Annotated in this window: 23 protein-coding genes and 1 tRNA gene; 8 read left to right on the forward strand and 16 right to left on the reverse strand. The window is 59.5% G+C overall.

Annotated features, from left to right (window positions below; genetic code table 11):
• Window positions 1-205 precede the first annotated feature (205 nt).
• A complete protein-coding gene (locus tag BLL38_RS05445; RefSeq protein ID WP_076961628.1) occupies window positions 206-1,522 on the forward strand; it encodes an OprD family porin in 1,317 nt (438 codons plus the stop codon).
• A gap of 79 nt (window positions 1,523-1,601) precedes the next feature.
• On the opposite strand, the gene BLL38_RS05450 is transcribed toward BLL38_RS05445, so the two are convergent.
• The 4 genes from BLL38_RS05450 to BLL38_RS05465 form a co-directional block, all read right to left on the reverse strand.
• Window positions 1,602-3,167, reverse strand: coding sequence for a M48 family metallopeptidase (locus BLL38_RS05450; protein WP_076961629.1), 1,566 nt, complete (start codon window positions 3,165-3,167; stop codon window positions 1,602-1,604).
• Between the two features lie 12 nt (window positions 3,168-3,179).
• Window positions 3,180-3,545 carry a hypothetical protein gene (locus tag BLL38_RS05455; RefSeq protein ID WP_076961630.1) on the reverse strand — a complete coding sequence of 122 codons (366 nt, stop codon included), beginning with the start codon at window positions 3,543-3,545 and terminating at the stop codon, window positions 3,180-3,182.
• 38 nt (window positions 3,546-3,583) lie between these two features.
• The gene (locus tag BLL38_RS05460) at window positions 3,584-4,927 is read right to left on the reverse strand and encodes a CHASE2 domain-containing protein (RefSeq protein WP_076961631.1); all 1,344 of its coding nucleotides are present in this window, start codon (window positions 4,925-4,927) and stop codon (window positions 3,584-3,586) included.
• A 138-nt stretch (window positions 4,928-5,065) separates the two neighbouring features.
• On the reverse strand, window positions 5,066-5,944 hold the full coding sequence (locus BLL38_RS05465; protein WP_076961632.1) for an EamA family transporter: 879 nt from the start codon (window positions 5,942-5,944) through the stop codon (window positions 5,066-5,068).
• 117 nt (window positions 5,945-6,061) lie between these two features.
• Between BLL38_RS05465 and BLL38_RS05470 the strand changes: the two genes are divergently transcribed.
• A complete protein-coding gene (locus BLL38_RS05470; RefSeq protein WP_076961633.1) occupies window positions 6,062-6,859 on the forward strand; it encodes an AraC family transcriptional regulator in 798 nt (265 codons plus the stop codon).
• Here BLL38_RS05470 and BLL38_RS05475 read toward each other — a convergent pair.
• From BLL38_RS05475 to BLL38_RS05480, 3 genes are all read right to left on the reverse strand, one after another.
• Window positions 6,813-7,451, reverse strand: a complete 639-nt coding sequence (locus BLL38_RS05475; RefSeq protein WP_076961634.1) for a Fic/DOC family protein — start codon at window positions 7,449-7,451, stop codon at window positions 6,813-6,815. The two genes, BLL38_RS05470 and BLL38_RS05475, sit on opposite strands and share 47 nt — an antisense overlap.
• Complete coding sequence (locus BLL38_RS30335; protein WP_090412833.1) at window positions 7,448-7,615, reverse strand: YhfG family protein; 168 nt, start codon at window positions 7,613-7,615, stop codon at window positions 7,448-7,450. The genes BLL38_RS05475 and BLL38_RS30335 overlap by 4 nt, the downstream gene beginning before the upstream one ends.
• Window positions 7,616-7,905: 290 nt before the next feature.
• Window positions 7,906-8,358: an Lrp/AsnC family transcriptional regulator gene (locus BLL38_RS05480; protein ID WP_076961635.1), complete on the reverse strand. Its 453-nt coding sequence runs from the start codon at window positions 8,356-8,358 to the stop codon at window positions 7,906-7,908.
• A 181-nt stretch (window positions 8,359-8,539) separates the two neighbouring features.
• Between BLL38_RS05480 and BLL38_RS05485 the strand changes: the two genes are divergently transcribed.
• The 3 genes from BLL38_RS05485 to BLL38_RS05495 are packed head-to-tail and all read left to right on the forward strand — an operon-like array spanning window position 8,540 to window position 10,529.
• Window positions 8,540-9,157 (forward strand): LysE family translocator, encoded by a 618-nt coding sequence (locus BLL38_RS05485; protein WP_076961780.1) that lies wholly within the window; start codon window positions 8,540-8,542, stop codon window positions 9,155-9,157.
• 25 nt (window positions 9,158-9,182) lie between these two features.
• The gene (panB, locus tag BLL38_RS05490; RefSeq protein ID WP_076961636.1) at window positions 9,183-10,025 is read left to right on the forward strand and encodes a 3-methyl-2-oxobutanoate hydroxymethyltransferase; all 843 of its coding nucleotides are present in this window, start codon (window positions 9,183-9,185) and stop codon (window positions 10,023-10,025) included.
• A 30-nt stretch (window positions 10,026-10,055) separates the two neighbouring features.
• Complete coding sequence (locus BLL38_RS05495) at window positions 10,056-10,529, forward strand: MaoC family dehydratase (protein WP_076961637.1); 474 nt, start codon at window positions 10,056-10,058, stop codon at window positions 10,527-10,529.
• A gap of 242 nt (window positions 10,530-10,771) precedes the next feature.
• Here BLL38_RS05495 and BLL38_RS05500 read toward each other — a convergent pair.
• A tRNA-Thr gene (locus BLL38_RS05500) sits at window positions 10,772-10,847 on the reverse strand.
• A 443-nt stretch (window positions 10,848-11,290) separates the two neighbouring features.
• Between BLL38_RS05500 and bcsQ the strand changes: the two genes are divergently transcribed.
• Window positions 11,291-12,184 (forward strand): cellulose biosynthesis protein BcsQ, encoded by an 894-nt coding sequence (gene bcsQ / locus BLL38_RS05505; RefSeq protein WP_076961638.1) that lies wholly within the window; start codon window positions 11,291-11,293, stop codon window positions 12,182-12,184.
• Between the two features lie 242 nt (window positions 12,185-12,426).
• Here the strand turns inward: bcsQ and BLL38_RS05510 are convergent, their stop codons facing one another.
• From BLL38_RS05510 to BLL38_RS05530, 5 genes are all read right to left on the reverse strand, one after another.
• Window positions 12,427-13,641: a methyltransferase gene (locus BLL38_RS05510; protein WP_076961639.1), complete on the reverse strand. Its 1,215-nt coding sequence runs from the start codon at window positions 13,639-13,641 to the stop codon at window positions 12,427-12,429.
• Window positions 13,622-14,311, reverse strand: a complete 690-nt coding sequence (locus BLL38_RS05515) for an ABC transporter permease (RefSeq protein ID WP_076961781.1) — start codon at window positions 14,309-14,311, stop codon at window positions 13,622-13,624. The genes BLL38_RS05510 and BLL38_RS05515 overlap by 20 nt, the downstream gene beginning before the upstream one ends.
• A gap of 38 nt (window positions 14,312-14,349) precedes the next feature.
• Entirely contained in the window at window positions 14,350-15,045 is a 696-nt protein-coding gene (locus tag BLL38_RS05520) for an ABC transporter permease (protein ID WP_076961640.1), read from the reverse strand.
• 75 nt (window positions 15,046-15,120) lie between these two features.
• Window positions 15,121-15,870 carry an ABC transporter substrate-binding protein gene (locus BLL38_RS05525; protein ID WP_076961641.1) on the reverse strand — a complete coding sequence of 250 codons (750 nt, stop codon included), beginning with the start codon at window positions 15,868-15,870 and terminating at the stop codon, window positions 15,121-15,123.
• A gap of 13 nt (window positions 15,871-15,883) precedes the next feature.
• Complete coding sequence (locus tag BLL38_RS05530; RefSeq protein ID WP_029295861.1) at window positions 15,884-16,657, reverse strand: ABC transporter ATP-binding protein; 774 nt, start codon at window positions 16,655-16,657, stop codon at window positions 15,884-15,886.
• Between the two features lie 553 nt (window positions 16,658-17,210).
• On the opposite strand from BLL38_RS05530, the gene gabP reads away from it, so the two are divergent.
• Entirely contained in the window at window positions 17,211-18,602 is a 1,392-nt protein-coding gene (gene gabP, locus BLL38_RS05535; protein WP_076961642.1) for a GABA permease, read from the forward strand.
• A gap of 223 nt (window positions 18,603-18,825) precedes the next feature.
• Here the strand turns inward: gabP and BLL38_RS05540 are convergent, their stop codons facing one another.
• Together BLL38_RS05540 and BLL38_RS05545 are read right to left on the reverse strand one after the other, a co-directional pair.
• Window positions 18,826-19,239 carry a hypothetical protein gene (locus tag BLL38_RS05540; RefSeq protein WP_076961643.1) on the reverse strand — a complete coding sequence of 138 codons (414 nt, stop codon included), beginning with the start codon at window positions 19,237-19,239 and terminating at the stop codon, window positions 18,826-18,828.
• A 70-nt stretch (window positions 19,240-19,309) separates the two neighbouring features.
• Window positions 19,310-20,218, reverse strand: coding sequence for an alpha/beta hydrolase family protein (locus BLL38_RS05545; protein WP_076961644.1), 909 nt, complete (start codon window positions 20,216-20,218; stop codon window positions 19,310-19,312).
• A 322-nt stretch (window positions 20,219-20,540) separates the two neighbouring features.
• Here BLL38_RS05545 and BLL38_RS05550 point away from each other — a divergent pair, with 322 nt between their 5' ends.
• Entirely contained in the window at window positions 20,541-22,181 is a 1,641-nt protein-coding gene (locus BLL38_RS05550) for an ArnT family glycosyltransferase (RefSeq protein ID WP_076961645.1), read from the forward strand.
• Window positions 22,182-22,198: 17 nt separating this feature from the next.
• Here the strand turns inward: BLL38_RS05550 and BLL38_RS05555 are convergent, their stop codons facing one another.
• Entirely contained in the window at window positions 22,199-24,343 is a 2,145-nt protein-coding gene (locus BLL38_RS05555; protein WP_236408491.1) for a TonB-dependent siderophore receptor, read from the reverse strand.
• Between the last annotated feature and the right edge of the window lie 101 nt (window positions 24,344-24,444).

Below are 24,444 nucleotides of genomic sequence, written 5' to 3' on the forward strand. Positions count from 1 at the left end.
ATGGTGAGTGAGTCGGTATCGATCTACAACGGCGAGCGTCCGCACCTGTCTTTGAAATACAAAACGCCCGATGCGGTGCATCGGGCGTTAGGGTGAAACAGGTGTAAACCTATTTCAGGACTAGACAAGGGAAAGTCGATACAAAAAAAGCCAAATGGAGTCAGGTGTCACAGCGCGTACTCAACCAGTAATAAGGAATAAGAAAATGTTGAATAAACGGATGGGTCTGATTGCTCTGGGGATTTTGAGCGCTACTCAGGCAATGGCAAACGACCAGGAGCAATCCAAAGGCTTCGTGGAAGATAGCCACTTGAACATCGCGGCGCGTAATGCGTATATCAGCCGCGATTACAAAAATGGCAAGCAAGACAAAGCTGAATGGGGTCAGGGCTTCATCGGTAAACTCGAGTCTGGCTTCACCCAAGGCACCGTTGGTGTAGGTGTGGACGTGATCGGTCAGTACGCCATCCGTTTGGATGGTGGCCAAGGTCGCGCTGGCGCTGGTGGTATCGACTTCTTCAAGCAAGGCAACGGCACTGTTGATGCCAATGGCAAGCCAAACCCTGGCCCGGCACCACATGACCTGGCCAAAGGCGGCGCTGCCGTGAAGTTTCGAGTGTCCAACACCGTGCTCAAGTACGGTGATCAGTTCCCTGCCGTACCTGTACTGCAGTACGACAACTCCCGTCTGTTGTCGGAAACCTACACCGGTACTTCGATCGTTTCCAAAGAGATCGCTGGCCTGCAACTTGATGCTGGTCACTTTACCAAGGAAGCTCGCAAGAGCATGGAAGGCACCGACAGCGGTCGCCTGAAGAGCATCGACTACATCGGTGGTAGCTACAAATTCACCGAAAGCCTGTCGGCCGCGCTGTACGCTTCCGACATGCAAGATGTACTGAAGAAGCAATACATCAACGTCAACTATGTGTTGGCCCTGCCACAAGAGCAGTCGCTGACTTTTGACTTCAACGGCTACAAAACCAAGCTGGACAAGAGCTTCGCTCTGGAAAACCAGAAAAACGAAGACGCCCGTGACAACAAGATCTGGAGCCTGGGCGCTACGTGGGCCGTTGGCGCGCATAGCTTCACCGTTGCTCACCAGCGCAGCACCGGTGACACCGGCTACCTGTACGGCGGCTACCGCAACGCTGGCGGCATTGGCGACGGCGGCAACACCATCCTGTTGGCCAACTCCTACTGGTCTGACTTCAACGGTAAAGACGAACGCTCCTGGCAGGTTGGCTATGGTCTGGACTTTAGTGCCTTCGGCGTACCAGGCCTGACCTACAACGTCGCTTACGTGCGCGGTACCAACATTGACGACGGTACCAACCGTGGCGATGGCTCCGAGCGTGAAATCTTCAACCAGTTCAAATACGTCGTACAAGCTGGTCCAGCCAAGGACCTGAGCCTGCGCGCTCGGGCGTCCTGGTTGCGGGTTTCCAACAACGCCAGTGAATACAACGTTGGTGGTAACGAAATCCGTCTGTTCGCCGACTACCCGATCAACGTGTTCTAAGATCGTACGTCGTGCCTGATACCAGGCCATAAAAAACCCCGACGTGTCGGGGTTTTTTTATAGCGGCGAAACGTCAAGCCTAGGCTTTGACCTGCGCCAACTTTTGGCAGTTGGCCTTGCGCGCCGGGTACTGCCCACACTTGCGCAGCACGCTTTGCACCTGCTGGGCATTCTGCAATTGCTGGTTGGCCAGCAGCTTCTCGGTGATAAACAACTCTTCCGAACCCAGGTGGCGCTCGGCTGTGTCGATCATTGCCAGCGCAGCCTTGCCGTCGCCGCGCTTGAGGTAGTAGCTGATCATCAAGTCATAGGTCGAAGGCCCGGCCAGGGACCAGTCCTTGATCGCCTGCAACTCCTTGAGCGCCTCGGCGTTCTTGCCCTGGGCCAGGCGCACGGCGTAGGCGGTGCGGCGGATGTTCGGCTGGTCCTTGACCGGTGAGCGCAAGGCCCGCCGGATAAACGCATCGGCCTCGGGCACCTTGTTTTTGGCCAGGGCCGCAGTGGCGGCATAGGCGTCCTTGTAACCCTGCATGGCCTTGGCCACTGGCGCGGCGTCACGCACCTTTGGCCAACTCGTGGTGTTGACCCGGGCGCGGCGCTCCTTGCGGTACTCGCGTTGCAGGTATTGGCGCAGCTCGGTATCACGGTCAAGAGCGGACATGTGGGAGCGGTTGAAGTACTGGCTGGTGGCGGTGAGGGTGGTGCTCAGGCCGTCCTTGACCAACACGTCCAACTCTTTGGTAAAACGATCAAGGTTGAACTGCTGCAACGAGTCTTGCATCGCGTCCTTGCGGGCGGTGAGAAAGCCCGTCAGCAATGGTTTCTGCTTACCCTGGAAATCATTCAGCCGTTCCAGGCTATGGGTGGCCGCACGGGGAGCGTAGCCGGCCCGGATCATCAGGTCGGTGCCGAGTAGATCTGCCTGATCTTCCTGGCTGCGGCCCCACGCAGTGCTCCAGACGTTGTCGGAAAAACTGTTGGCCAGCGAGGTATACAACACAGTATTGCCGATGGTTTTTTGCGTGCCGGCCGGGTCTTTGCTGAACAGTTTCATGGTGCCGGAACTGCTATCCACCCCGGTATTGGCCGCCACGGTTGCCAGGGCCACGGTAGAGGCCACCGTGGTAAACATTTCCTTCTGCTGCTGGAAAGCGGCGGCGCGATCATGGTGATGCAGCAGCACATGGCTCATTTCATGGCCGAGCATGGCGGCGATTTCGTCTTCGCTACCGACGTTTTCCAGCATGCCCAGGGGCACGAAGATATTGCCGTACGGGTCCGCCGACGGCCCGAAGCTGTAGCTGTCGGTGATCTTTACCTGCAACAGCGGCAACTGCCCCGGCCAGCCCTTGGACAGGCGCGTGACGATGCCCTGCAAGTACACCTGCAGCATCGGGATATCCACCAGGTTCTGCTGGCGTGCCTCGGCGGCAGGCACGGTGCGGCCGTCGTAACTCAGGCGCTGCTGGCCCGCGCGCTGCGGGTCGAGCTTGTAGTACTGGCGCACGTCGGCGTCATTTACATAGTGGCCCTGGACCTGCGACTGGGTTGATGGCCCCACCAGGTTCAGAAACGCCTGGTCTACACCTTTCAGGGTGGCGCAACCACTGAGCAATGCACTGGCCAGCAATAGATATCCCTTCACCGCGATACTCCTTTATTGGCTGCAGCCGGCGCCGTAGCCGAGCGTGGATTTGTTGTGCGTGTCGCTGGCCAGGCTCTGGGGCATTTGCTGGCACGGTAGCTCCATGACGTTGAGTGGCGGCTCGATGCGCAGGTCTCCAACATCCAGCCAGATTTTCTGGCCGGCCAGTTCCACCTGCACCAGATCCAACGCCTTGTTGAGCTGCAACACCGCAATGGGCTGCTTGGGTGTGTCCTTGCGGGCGATTTCCCGTTGCAGCTTGCCTTGCTCGTCCACCACCTCCACCGGGTCGGCCAGGAACGCCTTGATGACGTGGGTTTCGGCCAGTACCGCCTGGCTGTAGAGCGCGACGAGCAACACGATGAAAATTCTGGTCATCCTTGGTTTCCTTGAGTGAGACGACATGGCGGCACCCTTTAGCGGCCACGGTCGAAGAAGGCTTCGATCCGTTCGCTGAACAGCGCCAATGACAGCAAAACAATACCCAGCACGTTGACCAGGGTGATGTGGTTCAGATACAGCACCCCACACACCGTCAGCAGCATCAGCATGACCAACCCCCACGACGGGTAGGGCGAAGTGAAGAAGCGGACCTCCTGCTGCCGCCAGCGAGTCCAGGCAGGCAAGCCCGCCAGGCGCCGGGCATGCAGGGCCTTGAGCACGATAATCAGCGCTAGCAGCCCAAGCTCCAGCACGTCCACCCAATGCAGGTTCCATCCGGGGAAATTGGCCGGCTCGCGGTCGTAATCCATACCCTTGTTGATCAGGTTGTCCAGGGCCATGGCATGCAGGTAAACCCCGGGGATCAGCCCATGCACGGGCGACTGCACCAGGTCGCCGGTGGAGGTGATACTGGCCCCGACCATCACCAGCCGGTCGCGCAACAAACCGGCCACCAGCGCTTGATCCTCCGGCGCGCTGACCTCCAGGTCGCTGGCCGACAGGGTCAGGCTATACGGGCAACGGGCCTGGGCGGAGTCGTCGAGTTTCCAGAACACCGCCTGGAAAAACTGCGCCACCCAATCCAGCACAAAATTGCGCGGGGGTGCGCAATGCCGGATATCCGCAATCTGCGCCTGCCCGGGTGCCAGCTTCAGGCCCCACTGCACGGCGATCGGCTGCAACTGCGCAGCCGCTTCGGCATCCCGGGGCAGGTCTGCACACGGCCGGTCCTTGCAGAACTGGCGGTACAGCGCCAGGGCCGGGGTCTCCATCAGCCCCAACGCGGTCGGCATCGCCAGGGGGTACTTGTCATCCACCCCCGACCACATCACCAGCCCCGGCTGGCTGAACGCGGCAAATTGCTCGAGGGTATTGGCCTGCCCATTCTCGCCCCGCGTCACCCCGGTATTGGCCAACAGTAAGGGAATACCCCGGCGTTGATAGCGCTCGAACACATTCGCCAACACCTGACTGCCCCGCGTCGGGTCGCCCTGGGAGTGATCGTGGCTGTACAACAGGTCCACAAACACCGCCTTGGGCTTGTAGGCCAGCAAGCGCTTGAACAACTTGCTCTGCTCGCTATATGGCATTGGCCACGAGGTGTTATTGCGCATCAGGTAGGCGTCATCGACCAACACCACGGCAATGTGTTGCTGACCGGTGCTGGGGTACTTGCTGGAGAACATCCGGTTGAGCCACTGGGCGGATGCCTTGTCACTGGAGCTGGCCAGGCCGAAGGGGTCGAGCACTGCCAGCAAGACGATAAAAAACGCGAGCAAATAACGGCGGCGATTAAACAGAGGCGGGTTCTTCGACATCCATGTCTCGATAAAAAACGGCGGGTGCTGTTGGGGGCAGGGTTTCCCGCAGCGAATGCATGGGGTTTTAAAGGACGGGGAGGGGGGTGTCAATTAGAAATATGGCTAAGTGCCATCTTATGCTCGTCGCCCTTGGCATCAAGCGGGAGATGACGTCCTCGCTGGGCGAGATTTCACCAGCCCCACGGCCAATGCCGACACAATCAGCGCAATCGAGATCCCCTCGTTGAGATCGACCCGATGCCCCAGCAACAGCATGGAGCCGGTGACGCCAAACACCGGGATCAGCAACGACAGCGGCGCCACCTTGGAGACCGGGTACTCGCGCAGCAGTAGGTTCCAGCCCCAGTAACAAAAGTGCGTGGCCGCGTACACCTGAAACAACAGCGAGAACACCGTCAGCCACTCCATATGGGTGACCAGCGCAGTGAACGGCGCCGATCCATGGGCCAGCCACGTCAGCAGTAGCAACGGAAGCGGCGGGAACAGACTGGCCCACACCACAAAGGCAAACATCTCGCGCACTTTTGATTGCTTGATGATGACGTTGCCCACACTCCAACTGAACGCACTTACCAGCAACAGGCCATAACCCAGGGTTGTCGCCTCGCCCGGACTGCTGGCGATAATGCCGATCAGTCCTACAGCCGCCAGCCCCACCCCGAGGATCTGGCCGACGTTCAGTTGCTCGCGAAACAACAACACCCCCCAACCCAGGGTAAAAAACGCACTGAACTGGATCAACAAGGCCGCCGTACCTGGCGGTACACCCTGTTCAATCCCCAGGTTGATCAAGGCCCACATTGCCACCCCGAAAATCAGCCCGTAGGCCACCAACCACTTCATGGCAATGGCCGGACGCCGTACAAAAAACACCCACGGCAACGCCGCCAGTGTAAAGCGCAGGGCGGTCAGCAACAGCGGATCGATCCCCGCGAGCCCCAACTTGGTAATCGGAAAATTCAGCCCCCAGACAGCCGTCACCAACATGGCCAGGGCCAGATGTTTCTTTTGCATGGTGTTCTGATTCCACAAAGCAGCGCCGGCACCTCTGCGCCAGCCAAGGCGCAACTATGCGCAATAGGTGCGATGGCTTGCTTGCACTATCAGGTCATAAATCATTAAATTCGGGCCATGCGCCAAACTGAAATCGACCCCTACGAAAACACCCCCCGCGACGCCGTGGTCACCGCCAACGACTATGCCGACGGCCAGCACTTTGCGTTGCATAGCCATCGGCGTGGGCAATTCGCCTACGCAGCCTGCGGCGTGATCACCGTCTTCACCCAACAGGGCAACTGGGTGGTGCCACCCCACCGCGCCATCTGGGTCCCGGCGGGCGTGCCCCACGAAATGAGCATGAGCGGCCCGGTGACCATGCTCAACACCTACATCCGCACCCACGCCGCAACCCGCCTCAACCTGCCCGCCCAGTGCCAGGTGTTCGGCGTATCGACGCTGCTGCGCGAACTGCTGACCCGCGCTATCGACATACCGGCGCTGTACGAAAAGGACCATCTGCACGGCCGCCTGATGACCCTGCTGCTCGACGAAATAGCCGATATGCACCCCCTGTCACTCAACGCCCCACTCCCCAACGACCCCCGGCTGGCCCACATTTGCCGCCACCTGCTGGAACAGCCATCACTGGAAATCGGCATCGACGATATGACCCAACGCCTCGGCATGAGCCGCCGCACCTTCACCCGCTTGTTTCGCCAGCAGACGGGCATCAGCTTTGTGGAATGGCGCCAGCAAGCCTGCCTGTTGGCGGCGGTGGTCAGGTTGGGGAATGGGGAGTCGGTGACGCGGGTTGCGATTGATTTGGGGTATAGCAGCTCGAGTGCGTTTACGAGTGTTTTCAGGCGGGTGTTGGGGGAGGTGCCTAGTCGGTATTTTGCGAAGGGATCAGGTGGGCATTGTCTTCCCTGATTGGCAGGCCGATGCAACGGTCAAATATGTTGATCAGTGGGTTATCGTCGCCATGGAATGACTGATGATTTGCTTCAACCCATTCTTGTTTGTCGACTTCCCACCAATTGATCTCGTAGCCCACGTTGACGATGATCCACTCAAATAGAACTCGCTGGGCTCGCCCATTACCTTCGCGGAAAGGGTGTGCAACGTTCAGCGTGCCGTAGGACTCGGCGATGGCTTTGACCAGCAAGTTGCGTGAATAGCCTTCAAACCAGGCATTGGCCTCGATTTTTCGGAATTCTCTGGCAGCTTCCGGTTCTATGCGCTCAGGGATGCAAAACTGATTTCTACCCTTGCTGATCTTCACTGTCCTGATCTCGCCGGCCCAACTATAGATAGTTGAGAACAGGGTGCGATGAATTTGTTTCAGCGTGTCTAGGCTGTAGGGTGGCTCTGTAAACTCAAGTTGCTCTGCGGCAGATTCAGTGAGATAGCGCTCGGCCTCGTTGAGGTCGTCGTCTTCGTGCAAATCAAGCAGGTTTTTGAGGGTGGCTGTTCCCGGGTAACAGTAGGGGTCCTGATCGACCCCGTATTTGTCGTTACTCAAGCTTTGATTTGCCGAACGGCCACAAGTGCAGCCTCACGAGTCGGTAGCTTGTGATCGTCATTTTGGGAGGTCGTAAACCCCTCGAGGCGCAAGCTGGCCGCGAAGTTGGATTTGCGGTGTTTGGCGAAGTAGGCTTTTTTGGCTTGAAAACTCAGCTTTTCCACGTCTGCTCTCCACGAATGTGTGCTTGGCAGTATAGCTTATTCAACTGTCTGTTTGGTTCTGCATCAGCGGCACTCGTCGCCTTGGGGGCCACTTTGAAAACCGTGCTGACAGCAAAAGAAAGTGGTTTCTTCCCGACTCTTTTACTTTTGGCAGAGTCTTCCAGACTCGGATTTCACGTAGCGGCGTGCAAAAAAGCGTTTTAACAGTCAATGAGCGAGCTGTTTGGGCTGAGCGACTTTTCAACAGAATCGGCTAAAAGCGGCCTCAACTGCACAGCGACTACGCAAGATCACAACGGCAGCGGCCGATCCTGAACAACCCGTTTCATCACCAGCGTCGAGGTCAGGCGCTGAACATTGGGCAATGTTGAAAGGCTCTCGTCATACAGTCGCTGAAAGGCCGGCAGGTCCTGGGTGATGACGTGCAGCAAATAATCCGGCTCGCCAAACAGTCTTTGCGCATCGACCACCTGGGGGATCTCAATCAGCGCCGCCTCGAACGCCTCTACCGCTTGCCTGTCGCCCTCTCGCAGGGTGGCGAATACCATGGCGGAAAAGTTCAGGCCGAGCGCGGCGGGGTCCAGTTGCGCGCGATAGCCCAGCAATACACCGGACTCTTCCAATGCCCGCACTCGACGATGACAAGGTGAAAGGCTCAGGCCGACCCTTTCCGCCAGTTCAGTGACCGAAAGGCGACCATCTTTTTGCAGTTCAGCAAGAATATTTCGATCAATTCTATCCATTCAATAAAACCTTCCAATCTGAATTGTCATTGCGACAATCTTTGAAAGAATATTCTAGCCGGTTTTCATTATTCTTCCTCCAGCCATAAACGGCCGGGCTCTTCCAAAGAGGCGCGATCCTTGATTGACAGGAAGCGATAATGACAAAAACAACGTTGTCTCAATGGGCGTGGGTGACGCCATGACCTTCAGTGTGTTCGTCGCGTTCTGGGCAGTGTCGATTCTGTTCGTCATCACCCCGGGAGCAGATTGGGCCTACGCGATATCCGCAGGCTTGAAGCATCGAGTGGTTATTCCCGCTGTGGGTGGGCTGTTATCCGGCCACTTGATCGCCACAATGATCGTCGCGGCCGGTGTCGGCACGCTGGTTGCCAATCACCCGCTGGCCTTGTCCGTGCTGACGGTGGCCGGCGCGGGTTACCTACTTTGGTTGGGGGCCAATATGCTTGCCCGCCCTTCCACCCCCCGCGCTGATGAAAGCCAAACGACCGACTCATGGGTGCGATGGGGGCTAAAGGGGCTTTGCGTGAGCGGGCTGAATCCGAAAGTGTTTCTGCTGTTTCTGGCGCTCTTGCCGCAATTCACCGATACCACCGCGCCGTGGCCCGTGCCCATGCAGATGATTGTGCTCGGGCTGATCCACACCATCAGTTGCGGAGTGATCTATCTGCTGGTCGGATTTGGCTCACAAGTCGTGCTTCGAGCACGCCCTGGCGCTGCGCATCTGGTCAGCCGTTTGTCCGGAGTGATCATGATCATCATCGCGCTGGTGCTGCTGATCGAGCAGTTACGTGCCTAACCCATCCTGCCAGCGAGACGTCCCGATGAGCGAGCAAACTTCACCCTACGACCGTTCCCCCGAGACAAAACCTGCAACACGAATCCGGATCCCGCACCTCAAACAGATGAAAGTGGAAGGTCGCAAGTGGGCGATGTTGACGGCGTATGACATGTACAGCGCCGCCATTTTCGAGGATGCCGGCATACCTGTCCTGCTGGTGGGCGACTCCGCCTCTAACAATGTCTACGGTAATGAATCAACGCTTTCGGTCACCGTCGACGAACTTATCCCGCTGGTGCGCGCAGTCAACCGCTCGACACAGCGGGCACTGGTGATTGCCGACCTGCCTTTCGGCTCCTATCAGGCCTCGCCGGAGCAGTGCCTGCATACCGCCGTTCGATTCATGAAGGAAGCCGGTGCCCATGCCGTCAAGCTGGAAGGCGGGATCGAGTTGCTGCCACACATCGAAAAACTCACTCGTTCGGGTATCCCTGTCATGGCGCACATCGGCTTCACACCACAGATGGAACATCAACTGGGCGGCTATCGTGTACAGGGCCGAGGTGAAGATGCACAACGCTTGATAGACAGCGCCAAAGCACTGGAAGCCGCCGGTGCCTTTGCGATTTTGATCGAGATGGTACCCGGTGAAGTTGGAGCCGCAATCACCGATGCTGTTTCCATACCTACCGTCGGGATAGGTGCCGGAAACCAATGTGATGCTCAGGTACTGGTTTGGCAGGATATGGCCGGTTTGCGTCAGGGGCGTCTACCACGCTTCGTCAAACAGTACGCCGACCTCCGCTCTGTGCTTCAAACCGCAGCAAGAGATTTTGCACAAGATGTAGAAGCCGGGATATTTCCTGGCCCTGAGCACACTTTTTAACGACCGGCCCGCCGCTACCAGGAAGCCCTTATGAAAAACCCGAGAGAACGCGCTGCCGAAGGGCTGAGCGTAGGAGACCGCTTCACCGTTGTCCGCTGTTTTTCGCTAGACGATATCCAGCAATTCGCGCAGATCTCCCGGGACTACAACCCGGTCCACTGCGATGCGCATTACGCGCAGTTGCGCGGGTTCAAGGCACCCATTGCACACGGCTTGCTAACAGCAAGTTTGATTACCGAGATCGGCGGGCAGATCGGTTGGTTGGCTACCGGCATGAACTTCGAGTTCAAGCGTCCCGTATACCCAGAAGAACAAATCACCTGCCATTGGCTCATCGTTGACATTGATGAACGCGGTCATGCGAAAGCCGAGGTCAGGGTACTCAACGAAGAGGGAGTCACTGTGCTGCTGGCGATGACAACGGGCATGTTACCCGGTACCCAGGAGCGTGAATGCTTGAAGCGTATGCTTGCCGAGGGAGATCCTACCAACGCTGCGCTGTGAGGATGGCATTCGGCCAGGGGGGAGATAATACCCTGTGCAGTAAACAAACCCAGTCATTGAATTTGGAAAAGGGAAAAGGGGACGGATTTATTTTCACGTAATATGCAGGCCGTGAGTACCTCGGGTGGTAAATAGCCAGGTGAGGACGACGAGGACGTACACGGCAGAGTGGAAAAGACGGGTACGCTCATCCCCTCAGAAACAACAAAGCCCCCACATTTCTGTGGAGGCTTCGTTTTGTATGGTGCCGGCACCAGGAGTCGAACCCGGGACCTACTGATTACAAGTCAGTTGCTCTACCAACTGAGCTATACCGGCGTGTTAGGGCGACGATTATAGCGATTGGAAAGGTTCTGTAAACCCCTGAATTCTGACTATTTTTCAGCGCGCGATTTTTCCACGGCCGGTCGCGGGCTCCAGCGGTTTCGCAACGGGTGATGAGTGCCGCCTTGAGGCCCAGGGTTTGAGCATGGTTGGTCATCAGGGGGCCTTGACGGTGAGCAGACAATCTCAAGCCGGAATGGGTCGCACCGGGGGGAGTATCCCGTCGACCTGGCGCGGGTCAGTGCGTCCAGTGCCGGGCAGGTTGCCGAGCAGTGGGTGTACATAAAAAGTCATTAATTTGACGATTGTCCGCTCGTCGAATTGAGTGAGATAAAAAACAGCAAAATAATGACACTCTCCACATCCTGTCACACACTGTTTGAACAACAAGTGCACCCATGCTCTGCAAGAGGTGCCGTGGCAAGGGAGGATGGGCTGTGAGCCAGGACGATGAGTTTTTTGCAAAAAAGACGGCCAGTCATGACCGCCCGATGACGTCGGCGCTGCAGTTTTTTGAAGATACCCCCATCGACGCTGCCTCTTCCCCCGCTGAACAACCCCAGCCTACCGTTATGCCGGCCTGCCGAGCACAGGTGGTGGTGTTGGCGTCGGTCAATGGCGGAGTGGGCCGCAGTACCCTGGCGACGGCCTTGGGCAGTGGCTTGCAGCGCCTGGGGCGTGGGGTGACGGTCCTGGAGCTGGACCCGCAAAATGCCCTGCACCTACACTTTGGCCTGCCCCACGACGCCTTGGGCATCGGTCGCGCCAGCCTGGGCAATCAAGCGTGGGATCATCTCGCCCAGCCCGGTTTCTGCGGCTGTCGGGTGCTGGTCTTTGGCGAGACCGACAGGCAACAGCAGGAAGACTTGCAGCGCTGGCTCAAACAGGACCCGGATTGGCTGGCGCAGCATTTGTCGCACCTGGGCTTGAGTGAGCAGCACAGCGTCATTATCGACACCCCGGCCGGTAATAACGTGTACCTGCACCAGGCGTTGAATGTCGCCAATACCGTCGTCATCGTTGCCCTGGCGGACGCCGCATCGCTGAGTGCCCTGGAGCCGATGCAGCGGTTGCTGGCGCCGTACCTTGCGCGGCCATCGACACTGCGCTGTCACGTACTCGTCAACCAACTGGATGAGGGCAGTGCCTTCAGCCTGGATATGTTGGACGCATTCAAGCGGCGCCTTGGGGAAGATGGCATGGATGTGATCCATCGCGACCCGTTGATCAGTGAGGCGCTGGCTTTTGCCGATGACCCGCTGGACTGTGGGGCCGTGAGCATGGCCTGTGAGGATATCCATGGGCTGTGCCGGCGACTGAATGGCACTTGAATCGCGACTTGTGCGACGCCTTATACGGTTGTCTGCAGATGCTTATGCACAATCTGTTGCTCGGACAGGTGCTGAAACCGTCATTTTGTGGAGCTGTTCTCATTACGCTGCAACTGCCTGTTTTGCGTGCGTTTTATTTTGTGAACAAAAAATGATCAGTCAGCATTTTCCTCTGTAGCGCCCGCCTCTACGGCGTCCTACAGAAATTCATCAACAGAGTTATCCACAGGGCGCCTTGCCCTTTAATCGCGCTCGGCCAGCACCATCAGGTTGCGCGGGGTCAGGGCTGTTTCGCAGAAGCGGCCCACTTGAGCCTTGTAACCGTTTTCTTGCAGGAACAATGCCCGATCCAGAACCAGCCACACTTCCAGCGGGCGACGAAACAAGCTACGCACCAGTTCCAGGTTTCGTACATGGGCCAGACGTTGCCAGCCATGCTGTTCCAGGGCTGCCCAATCCTGCGCACCTGTGGATAACCCTTTGAGCGTCGCCAGGTGCTGGCAGTAGTCTGCGAAGGAGCGGTGCAGCCATTCGCTGGGCAGCGAAGGCGTGGGCAGGTACTCATCGCGCCCACGCAATTGCCGTTGTAACTGATCGAAGCCCAGGCGCCGGGCCATGGAGGTGTCGCGTTGCAGGCGCACCCGGGCGCCAGCGGTGACGGTTTCGCTCAGGGGCAAGCCAAGGTCCTCCCGTGACAAGCGCAGCGCCGAAGCGCGGGCCGCGGCCGACAGCGCCTGGTATTGCTCGCCGGCGATGCGGTTGTAGCAGCAGGGCGCCACGGCCAGGTGTTTGCAGCCGGCGGCGCTGGCCAATTGCAGCAGGCGTACGTGCAGGTCGCCACAGGCGTGCAGGGCCACAGGCGTGTGTTCGGGATTGATCGCTACATCCGCCATCACGTCTTGCCAGCGGTGGGTGGCGGGCAAGTGGTGGTGCGCGCTCAAGGCCTGACCAGCAGCGATCAGTGCCGGGTCGTACTCCAGACAGGTCAGGTGTTGCCCCGGTTGCAGCAGCCGACGGCCGAGGTGGCCTTTACCGGCGCACCAGTCGAGCCAATGGGTCGGGCGCTCGGCAAACTGCAGTGCGCTGCCAAACGCCTCGATTTGCTGCCATTTGCGGCCCGGTACATCCACATTCAGGCGCGACGACGGCGCATGCAGCACGCCCGACGGTAACTTATCCACAGCACTCAGGCGCGCGGCCAGCTCCGCCCATTGCGGAAACGGCGCCGGCGCCTGTAGGGCAGTGGGCAGGTTATGGCTGCTTTCGGCCTGTGCCAGCGAGCGCCGGCGCAGCCATTGGGCCAGCGCTGGATGCTGGGCTTCCCAGGGTAATTGCAGGTGGGTGAAGGGGCGTGGTCGCCACAGCCCTTGATGTTCGGTGAGGAACGCATCCAGTGCGAGAAAACGGGCCAACAGTCGCTCGCCCGTCAATCCGCTGTCAGCGTCCTTGGCAGGCATCGACCCGCAACCAGCGTTCCAGCAGCTTGAAGCCGCGCACCAGCACATAGGCCATCAGCAGGTAGAACATGCCGGCGGCAAAGAAGATCTCTACCGGCAGGTAAGTGCGGGCAATGATGGTGCGGGCCATGCCGGTCAATTCCAGCAGGGTCACGGTACTGGCCAGGGCGCTGGCCTTGAGCATCAGGATCACTTCGTTGCTGTAGGCCGGCAGGCCGATGCGCGCGGCACGCGGCAGGATGATGTAGAACAGCGCCTTGGGCTTGGACATGCCCAGCGCCCGCGCCGCTTCGATCTCACCGGGCGGGATGGCCTGGATCGCGCCGCGCAGGATCTCGGCGATGTAGGCGGCAGTGTGCAGGGTCATGGTGACGGTGGCGCACCAGAACGGGTCCCGCAGGTAGGGCCACAGGGCGCTTTCGCGCACGGCGTCGAACTGCGCCAGGCCGTAGTAGACCAAAAACAGCTGCACCAGCAACGGTGTGCCACGGAAGAAGAAAATGTAGCAGTAAGGCAGGGTGCGCACGTACCACCGGCGCGAAGAACGGGCGATGCCCAGGGGGATCGCCAGCAGTAGCCCGGCGATCACCGCGATGGCCACCAGTTCCAGGGTCAGGGTCGCGCCCTGGGCCAGTCGTGGCAGCCACTTGATGATCACGGCCCAGTTCAGGCCCAGGTCGAAATGCGCCAGCCAGCTGTAGTCGCCGTTCATTGCGTGCTCCTCGCAAAGCCGCGAGCGGCGCGTTTTTCCAGGAAGTACATGCCGGCCATGGCCAGGACGGTGAGGCCCAGGTACATAAAGGCCGCGACCATGAAGAAGGTGAAGGGCTGCTTGGTAACGGTCACGCCGATTTGCGCGTGGCGCATGATTTCTTCCAGGCCGATCACCGAGACCAGCGCGGTGTCCTTCATCAAAATCATAAACAGGTTGCCCAGGCCCGGCAGGGCGATGCGCCACATCTGCGGCATGATCAACCGGGTGAAAATACGCAGTTTCGACAGGCCCAGGGCAATGCCCGCTTCACGATGGCCTTTGGGGATCGCCAGGATCGCGCCACGAAACACTTCGGTGGCGTAGGCGCCAAAGCACAGGCCCAGGGCAATCACCCCAGCAGCGAAGGCGCTGAGCGACAGGTCGGGGTTGCCGAAAAACTCCCCCAGGGCCCGCATCATATTGACCGTGCCGAAATAGATCAGCAGCACCCACAGCAGTTCGGGAATGCCGCGGACAATGGTCGAGTAAGCGCCGCCAAGCCATTGCAGGAACTTGTACGGGGAAGTCTTGGCCAAGGCGCCGGCCAGGCCGAGCACCAGCCCCAGGCATAACGCCGTGAGTGCCAGTTTGACGGTCATCAGCGCGCCGGCAGCGAGTGCGGGGCCGAATCCGTAGAGATCGAAATTCATGGTTTTTTCATATCGCGCAAGGCATTGCGAAAAGCCGGCGCGCTCAAGCGAGCGCGCCGGTCTGGCCAGTCAGGATCATTCGATGCTGAAAGGGAAGTACTTGTCGTTGATCTTCTTGTAGGTGCCGTCGGCCTTGATTTCCGCCAGGGCCTTGTTCAGGCGCTCGCGCAGTGGGTCGCCTTTGCGCACGGCGATGCCGATCTTGTCGCTTTCTACAACCGGATCGCCCTTGAACTCGTAGGCCGAACCGTCTTTGCTCTTGAGCCACTCGTATTGCACGTACTTGTCGGCGAGCATCCCGTCCAGGCGGCCGGACGTCAGGTCGAGGTAGGCGTTTTCCTGGGTGTCATAGAGCTTGGCGGTGGTGTCTGGCAGTTTGTCTTCCAGGTAGGTCCCGGCCAGTGTCGCGCGCTGCGCCCCGATGATCTTGCCTTTGAGGTAGTCGGCGTCGGTCTTGAAGTCCTTGATGGACTTGGCCGCGATGAACTGCAGCTTGTTGGAGTAGTACGGGTCGGTGAAGTCAACGGCCTGCTTGCGCTCGTCGGTGATCGACAGCGACGACACCAGGAAGTCGAACTTCTTGGCGTTCAGGGCCGGGATGATGCCATCCCAGTCGGAAGTGACTACGCTGCATTCGACTTTCATCTTGGCGCACAGGGCGTCGCCGATGTCTTTGTCGAAGCCGACCACGTTGCCACTGGCGTCTTTATTGTTGAAGGGCGGGTAGGCCGCCTCGATCCCCATTTTCAAAGTCTCGGCCATGGCCGTGGCGCTGAACGCCATGGAAACGGCGGCGGCCAGGAGGAATTTTTTATAGTTCTGCATGCATGTTGCTCCGTTAGCGGTTGCTGGACATGAATTGTTTGCAGCGCGCCGAAAGCGGGTTCTCAAACACCTGCTGTGGCGATCCTTGCTCTTCGACCAGCCCCTGGTGGAGGAACACCACTTCGCTGGACACTTGGCGGGCAAAGCCCATTTCGTGGGTGACCAGCAGCATGGTGCGGCCTTCTTCGGCCAGCGCGCGGATCACATTAAGTACTTCCTGAACCATTTCCGGGTCAAGTGCCGAAGTGGGCTCATCGAACAGAATGACTTTGGGTTGCATCGCCAGGGTGCGGGCGATGGCCGCGCGTTGTTGCTGGCCGCCGGACAATTGCGCCGGGTAGGCGTGGCGCTTGTCGCCAATACCGACCTTGGCCAGCAGGGCCTCGGCCACTTCGATGGCTTCGGCCTTGCTCTGGCCGAGCACGCGGCGTGGGGCCTCGATGATGTTGTCGAGGATGCTCATATGTGGCCAGAGGTTGAAGTTCTGGAACACAAAGCCGATTTCGCTGCGCAGGCGGTTGATCTGCTTGCCGTCAGCGGCCATCAGCTCGCCGTTTTTCGCGGCCTTGAGCTTGAGCTCTTCGCCGGCCACCAGGATCTGGCCCTGGTGCGGGTTTTCCAGCAGGTTGATGCAGCGCAGGAACGTGGATTTGCCGGAACCGGAGGAGCCCAGGATCGAGATCACATCGCCGTCGCGAGCGGTCAGCGAGATGCCTTTGAGCACCTCCAGCTCACCATAGCGTTTATGCAAGTTGCGGATTTCAAGCGCGGGCGCGGCCAAAGCCATGAGCGGTCCTCATTGTGTGCATTGCGTTCCTGCTGTTGGGTCGCCTTCCTGGCGTGGCGCCAAGCTAGCATAGCGTTCGGATGACAGCCAACAGCGCCACGGGCGTTAAACAGACAGTGTGTGACAGGTTGTCGCATCGACACAGCAGCGTGTCGCGCCATCAACAACCGAACAGCCGTTTTAACCGATAAACCCATGGCAGTCGCGTAAAAAAGGGCGCGATGTTGCCAGCTTTGGCCGGGTGTTGGAAGGGTTAAACGGGTAAACGGTGCCTACGGGCCCTTTAATTGGGTGTCACATACTTTCTGTGTGGGTTTTTGGTGGACTCATTGGTTCTGGATGTGAGTCGGCCGGTAACGTTGTGGCGAATTGCCATTGATCTCAATGGCTTGCGAGCGCTGAAGGATTGTCCTATAGCCCGCGTCAACCTTGGCTTTGTAACATTTTGGCGCAAATCTTGCGTAAAGAATAAAGAACGCCCTGTTTGTTTCTTTTCACGAAGGCGCAGCAGGCCGGGCGGACCGTATTCGCAATTCCTCGCAAAGGTGTGTCAATGAGTCGTACGCAAAGCTCCAATGACCTCGAACAGGGGCTCAAACCGCGGCATGTCACCATGTTGTCAATTGCCGGTGTGATCGGCGCCGGTCTGTTTGTCGGCTCCGGCCATGCGATTGCGGCAGCCGGGCCCGCCGTGCTGCTGGCCTATGTCGCAGCCGGTACGTTGGTGGTGCTGGTGATGCGCATGCTGGCCGAGATGGCCGTCGCCTCACCCGACACCGGTTCATTTTCTACCTACGCCGACCGGGCTATCGGCCATTGGGCTGGCTTTACCATCGGCTGGCTGTACTGGTGGTTCTGGGTATTGGTCATTCCCCTGGAAGCCAACGCCGCCGCGACCATCCTGCATGCCTGGTTCCCTGATGTGGCGATCTGGGCCTTTACCCTGGTCATTACCTTGTTGCTGACGGCCACCAACCTGTTCAGCGTGAAGAACTACGGCGAGTTCGAGTTCTGGTTTGCCTTGATCAAGGTTGTCGCGATCATTGGTTTTGTGATCCTCGGCGTGCTGGCGATCTTCGGCTGGCTGCCGGGCAGCCAGGTCAGCGGCGTCTCGCACCTGTTCGACACCCAGGGCTTTTTGCCCAACGGCATGGGCGCGGTGTTGGCGGCGATCCTGACCACCATGTTTTCGTTCATGGGCACCGAGATCGTGACCATCGCGGCCGCAGAATCGAAGAACCCGGGCCAGCAGATCACCAAGGCCACCAACTCGGTGATCTGGCGGATCGGCTTGTTCTACCTGGTGTCGATCTTCATCGTCGTGGCCCTGGTGCCATGGAACGATCCGACCCTGGCGGCCGTCGGTTCCTACCAGACTGTGCTGGAGCGCATGGGCATCCCGAATGCCAAGTTGATCGTTGATCTGGTGGTATTGGTCGCCGTGACCAGTTGCCTGAACTCGGCGCTGTACACCGCGTCGCGCATGCTGTTCTCCCTGGGGCGTCGTGGCGATGCCCCGGCGGTCGCCAAGCGCACCAACAAGAGCGGCACGCCTTATTGGGCGGTAATGCTGTCCACGGGCGCGGCGTTCCTTGCGGTATTCGCCAACTATGTGGCCCCGGCGGCGGTGTTTGAATTCCTGCTGGCCAGCTCTGGCGCGATTGCGTTGCTGGTGTACCTGGTGATTGCCGTGTCGCAACTGCGCATGCGTCAGAAACGTACCGCGGCGGGCGAGAAAATTGCCTTCAAGATGTGGCTGTTTCCGGGCCTGACCTATGCGGTGATCGTGTTTATCGTCGGCGCGTTGACCATCATGCTGTTCCAGGAGGCGCACCGGGTGGAGATTATTGCGACCGGTGTGTTGAGCCTGCTGGTGGTTGCGGCGGGGTTGCTGGTGGCAAGCCGGCGCCGGGCCCAGAAGTTGGGGGCTGCGGTGCTCAACTGACGAGTCGAAATGCGTGTTGCCTAGCGCCAAAAAGCACTGTGGGAGCGGCGGTTCGACGATTCGACTTGCCCGCGATGGCGGTGGTTCAGTCGACTACGATATTGACTGGCCCACCGCCATCGCGGGCAAGCCCGCTCCCACATTTGATCTTCACTGCTTTGAGCATTGCGCTCGCTTAACTGATCGGCATTAGGGCAAGCCCGGCTCCCACATTGGTGTTGTATCAATCCTGCGCGCTGGTCAGCGTCTGGGATGCCGCCACGTAGTCCGCCTGGAACTGCGGCGATTCAATCCACGCCAACGCCGCCGTTTCATCGTCGCTGTCGGTGGACCACTGCCGATACTCGATCAGCGCCGCCAGGATAAAGTCCGTGGCGTTTTCTTCGCCTTCCTGCTCCAGCACCAGCGCCAGCAGCGGGTGCGCCAGGAATGCCGCACACAGCGCCTGCTGGCTGGTCTCGCCGGCCGCGCGCATTTGCACGAACAGTTCGGTCAAGTCCACCGACTCAAGGTCAATACGCTCGTCGTCACCGGCAAACGCATCCTGCTTCGGCGCATTGGCGCGCTGGGTGCGGTTCTGCTTGGCCTTGGCTTTGGCCCGTTGGGCACGTTTTTGCTGCTTGTCTGGCGAAGCCATGGGCTCACGTCCTTGGTTCAGGATCTGGGTGGCGTATTGAAACGCAGGTCTGGCGAAATCCCAAGGGTTTCTACAGCTGCGTACCCGGTGTGTCGCTCGCCAGTTGGCCGTGCTGCAGCCACGCCAGTGCAATCGGCCACAACCGATCCTGATATTCACTACGGAAAAACGCGAAATGCCCGACGGCTTCTTCGCCAATATCCATGGGGGCGATGCGCAAGTGCGTGCGTTCGCTGGCCTGGAAGTAATTCAGCAGGCGCTCAATGGCGGGCACCGTGCCAAACGGGTCGTCGCTGAGGCTGATGGCCAGGATCTGCGCCTGTACCCGGGCAAAGGGCAGTTCGCCCAGGACGCGCCCGCTGGGCCGTGTCTCATAGGTGGGCGTGGGTGTGCTCCAGTCGCGCACCACCCCGGCGGGCGTGTCTTCCAGCCAGCCCAGGCGCTTGCCCGGGAAGTACCCGCAGAGGGCGGTCACCAGTGGCATCACCAGGTGCCACTTGGCAAACATCCGCCAGCGCCCGTTCGCTTGATAGTCCCGCCAGTAGGCAAACTGCGCGCCCACGGTAACCAGGCGCCTGATGGCCGCCCCCGACGCCCCGAGACCGGCCGCACAGCCGCCAAAGCTGTGGCCGACCACATCAATGGGCTGCCCGGCAAACTCGCGCTGCGCTCGTCGCAGGATGGCCTCGAAATCCAGCCGGCCCCAGTCCGACCAGGAGGCCTTGAACCCACGCAACGAGCCACTACGCGACTCGCCGATACCGCGATAGTCGTAGGTGATGACGTCCAAACCATTGGCAAACAGATAGTCGGCAAAGCGCGAATAGTGGCGGCAGCGCACCGAGGTGGCGGCGTTGATGATGACTACCGGGCGCTCGATATCGGTGCGGATATGGCGCCAGGTGAAGCCGCCGATGGGGTAGTTGTCGGCGGCGGGCTCGTGGAATGTCTCGGGGTGCGGGCGGCTGGGCAGGTTCATCACTGGCCTCGATCCATGCGCTTTCGATGGGGGGTGAAGACCCGTGCGCAGTTTTTATTGGAGGCTGACACTAACAAAATCGCCAGCCAAAGGCGCGCGATACCTGCCAGCCAATCCCGTAAAAAAGTCTGTTGTGGCGAGCGGGCTTGCCCGTGTTGGGTCGCGCAACGGCCCTAAAAAATGGGACAGCTATGCAGTCCAGCGCGGGCAAGCCCGCTCGCCACAGGTGTGTACAGGTAAATGTTGCATTCGGTTCAGGCGTGATTCAGCCGGGCTGCCGGCAATATACGCCAGCATCTCCCCCGCCCTGGCAGGTTAAACCATGGAACACCGCAACCGTTTTCGTCTGGAGGCCCTGGGTGTTTTCCTGGTGGCCTTGTTGTTATTTACGCTGGGCATCTGGGATCAACAGCCGCAAGGCTTTGACGGACGCTGGGCGGTGTTCATGCAGGAGATGTTCCGCCACGGCGCGAGCCTCTTCCCCACCACCTACGGTGAGCCTTACCCGGACTATCCGGGCACCGCCACCTATTTGAGCCTGCTCTTTGCCCGATTGTTCGGTGCGCCCAACGACCTGGCCAATGTCATGCCCACCGCCCTGGCGTCGGCCGGGGTCATGGCCCTGGTCTACCGTTTGCTGGTGCCCTCGGGGCGGACATGGGCGTTGCTGACGGTATTGCTCACGGCCTTGACGGCGCAATTGCTGGAAAAGTCGCGCTCGGTCTGCCTGGACCAGATGGTCTCCCTGCTGTGCCTGGGCTGTTTCTACCTGCTGCACACCGGCGAGCGTTTGGGTTCAAAGCTGCGCCAGTACGCAATCTTTCCCTTGTTCGTGGCGGCGTTTGCCATTCGTGGCCCTTTGGGGTTGATCGAAGTCTGTGGGGTTGCCTGTGTGTACTGGGCGCTGGGGCCTGCCCGCTCGCGGGAAGAGAAGATTGGCCTGCTGAAAAAGGTGATGGCCCACGGTGTGATCGGCCTGGTCCTGCTCCTTGCCTGTTGGTGGGTGCTGTTGAAGCTGGCGCGGATCAGCGGTGGCGATGGGTTTGCCGACGAGGTGATGAAGATGCAGGTGGCCGGCCGCCTCGATGAAAGCGGCGAACCGTTCTACTTTTACTTCAAGCTGAGCTTGTACCGTTATTTCCCGGTGATCCCGCTGGCGCTGGCGACGTTGATTGCCCTGCGCCACACCTGGTCGGCGCGCAATGAGGATGCCGATGTGCAGTTGATGCTGCGCCTGGGCGGTTGTGGCTTGATGATCCTGCTGGGGCTGTCGGTGCCGAACTTCAAGCGTGCCTACTACATCGTGCCCATGGTCCCGATGTTTGCCGCTGTGGCGGCCTATGGGCTGCTTCAGGCCCGCGGCTGGTTGCTTGGCGTGCGGCGGGGGTATGAGTGGCTGGTGGCGATCCTGCCGCTGCTGGGGGTTGTCGTGGTCTTGGTCTGCCGGCAGCTGTGGAGCAAGCACGGTTACTGGCCTGATGTTTCAGTGCCGGGATTGATTGCGCTGCTGATCGTCCTGCAACTGGCGGCGGTGGCTGCCTGGCGTCGTATGCGCGGCCGTGTGGGGCCGCGATTGGTGGTGCTTAGCCTGATCGCGTTGGCCACTCAATGGCTGGTGCTGGTGACAGTCGTGGAGCCGGCCAAGGATCTGCAATTTGACACCAAAAACTTTGTTGGCGCGGTGGAAGCCCTGCGCGCCGAGCGCCCCGGGCCGCTGGTGTTTCTCAACCTCGGCAAGGACACCTGGGCCATCCGCTACATCATGAATCTGGATCATGACGAGCAGCCGCTGTTTGTCGGGCGTGACGACCTTGCGCGCCTGAACGCACTGCCGCGTTCGTCCTGGGTCATTGTGGCGCGCAAAGAAACCGAATTACTGCGGGGAACACCGCTGGAGCATCTGACGCCCGTGTTCAATGGGCGTCTCAATGACAACCCATTGCTGGTGTTCCGGGTGCCGTGATCCGTTTTACCACTCGGTCAAAAGTTGTAGGCCAGGGTACCGACAAGCGTACGGCGGTTGCCGATGAAGCAGTCGCCTCGCGCCAGGCAGGTTGTGTAGTAGGTCTTGTCTTCAAGATTGGTCGCGTTGAGGGTCAGGTTCCAGTTTTGGTAACGGTAGCCGAGCATGGCATCCACCAGGGTAGTAGATGGGGTTTTCAGGCGGTCGGCGCCATCCCAGCTTGTTCCTACATAGCGAACGCCTGCACCGACACTGAACCCGGATATATCGCCGATGCTGAACCGATGTTGGCTCCATACCGAGGCCATGTTCTCGGGAACGCTGGCCAGGCGTTTGCCTTGTTCGGCGGGTGAGCCCTTGATGACGGTGGTGTCGGTGTAGCTGTAGGTGCCAATCAGGTCCCAGTCGGGCGTGACCGCTACCAGGGCTTCGAGCTCCAGGCCACGGGCGCGGGTTTCACCACTTTGCAGGGTGTTCATTGCATCCAGGGGGTCGGGCATGCGGCGGTTCTGCTCGCGTATGTCATATACCGCTGCGGTGTAGAGACTGTTGCTGCCAACGGGCTGGTATTTCACGCCCAGCTCCCACTGTTTGCCCTTGAGCGGCACGTAGGGTTCCAGTGTTCGTCGGTTGAGGCCGACTTGCGGCTGGAATGATTCGCTGTAGCTCAAGTAGGGTGCTATGCCGTTGTCGAACAAGTAGGTCAGGCCCGCGCGGCCGGTCACTTTGTCGTCCTTTTGCCGGGCACTGCCCTGGGCCTGGCTGGCGGCCCAATCTTTGCGCAGGCCCAGGGTCAGCAACCACTGTTCGTATTTGATCTGGTCCTGGGCATACAGCCCTTGTTGCATGACCCGTTGTTCCGGGCTGGCGGTGAGGCGAATGACCGAGGGATCAAAGGTGCCATACACCGGGTCGTACACGTTCAGTGGTGTTGCCGGGCCGCTGGCACTGTCCTGGTTGATGACAGCATGTTGGTAGTCGCCCCCCAGCAGCAGGGTGTGTTGGAGCGGGCCAGTGTCAAACCGGGCCTCGGCGTTCTGGTCGGCGACCCACACTTTGACCTCAGGTTTGGAAACGTAATAGACGCGGTCGAGGGTCTGGTTATCGGGCTTGAACAGTGGTTTTTTGGCGAATGCCGAGTAAATCGATTGGTAGCTGACTTTGCTTTTCTGCCAGCGCAGGTTTTGGCGCAGCGTCCACGTATCGTTCAGGTGCCACGAGAATTGCGACGTCAGGGCTGTCTGGTCACTGTCGTATTCGTCAAAGCCGGGCTCGCTGGCGAAACGGTTGCTGTGGATCCGGCCATAGGGCGCATTCCAGACGGTGCCTGTGTGTGGGAAGAACTGTGTGGTGGAGCCGCTGTCATCACGCTGGATGTTGGCCAGGATGGTCCAGTCGATATCGTCGTTGGGGCGCCAGGTCAGCGATGGCATCAGGACCTGCCGGTTATCTTTGACATGATCAACCTGAGTATCACTGTCGCGCTGGATCGCCACCAGCCGGTACAACAGCGTGCCTTGTGGGTTCAGGGGGCCGGTGGTGTCCACGGCGACCTGCTTGCGGTTGTAATTGCCGTATTGCAGTTGCAGTTCGGTGTGCTGTTCGGTTTTGGGGCGTTTGCTGACCTGGTTGATCAGGCCCCCCACCGGGCTTTGCCCATACAGCATCGACGCAGGGCCCTTGAGCACTTCAAGGCGTTCCAGGGTGAAGGGATCGGTGCGTACGTTGGTGTAAGTGCCGAAGCTCTGCTGTAAACCATCAAGGAACAGGGCCGGCGAGCTGCCTCGCACTTTCGACCAGTCTCCCCGGCTATCCAGCCCGAAGGTCTCGGCCCGTACCCCAGAAACATAACGCAATGCGTCTTGCACGGTCAGTGCGCCCTGATCGCGCATACGGTCGGCGCTGATAACGGAAATCGACTGAGGGATCTCAGTGATGGGTGTGTCGGTCTTGGCCCCCGTTGTGCTGCGCTTGGCAACATAGCCGGTGATCGGGCCATCGGCCGTTTCTTCTGAGGCTGTTGCCGTAATGCTTTGGCTGGGCAGTTCGAGCTGGCCTTTTTCCTCGGCCGCGACGGCGACGGGGGCAAGCATCGAAGCGAATCCGAAGGGGGCCAGGCCGAATGCCTTCAACCATGAACCTGGCTCGCGTGCAGAGGGCATCGCAGCTCCTTGATTATTTTTAGTGGGGCAGGGGAGGATTTTGCGCGCAAGCTTAAATGATAATAATTGTTATTAGCAACCGTGGGTGGCAGTCGAGCCTG

It is taken from the genome of Pseudomonas gessardii (assembly GCF_001983165.1).
In the GTDB taxonomy this organism is placed as follows: Bacteria; Pseudomonadota; Gammaproteobacteria; order Pseudomonadales; family Pseudomonadaceae; genus Aquipseudomonas; species Aquipseudomonas gessardii.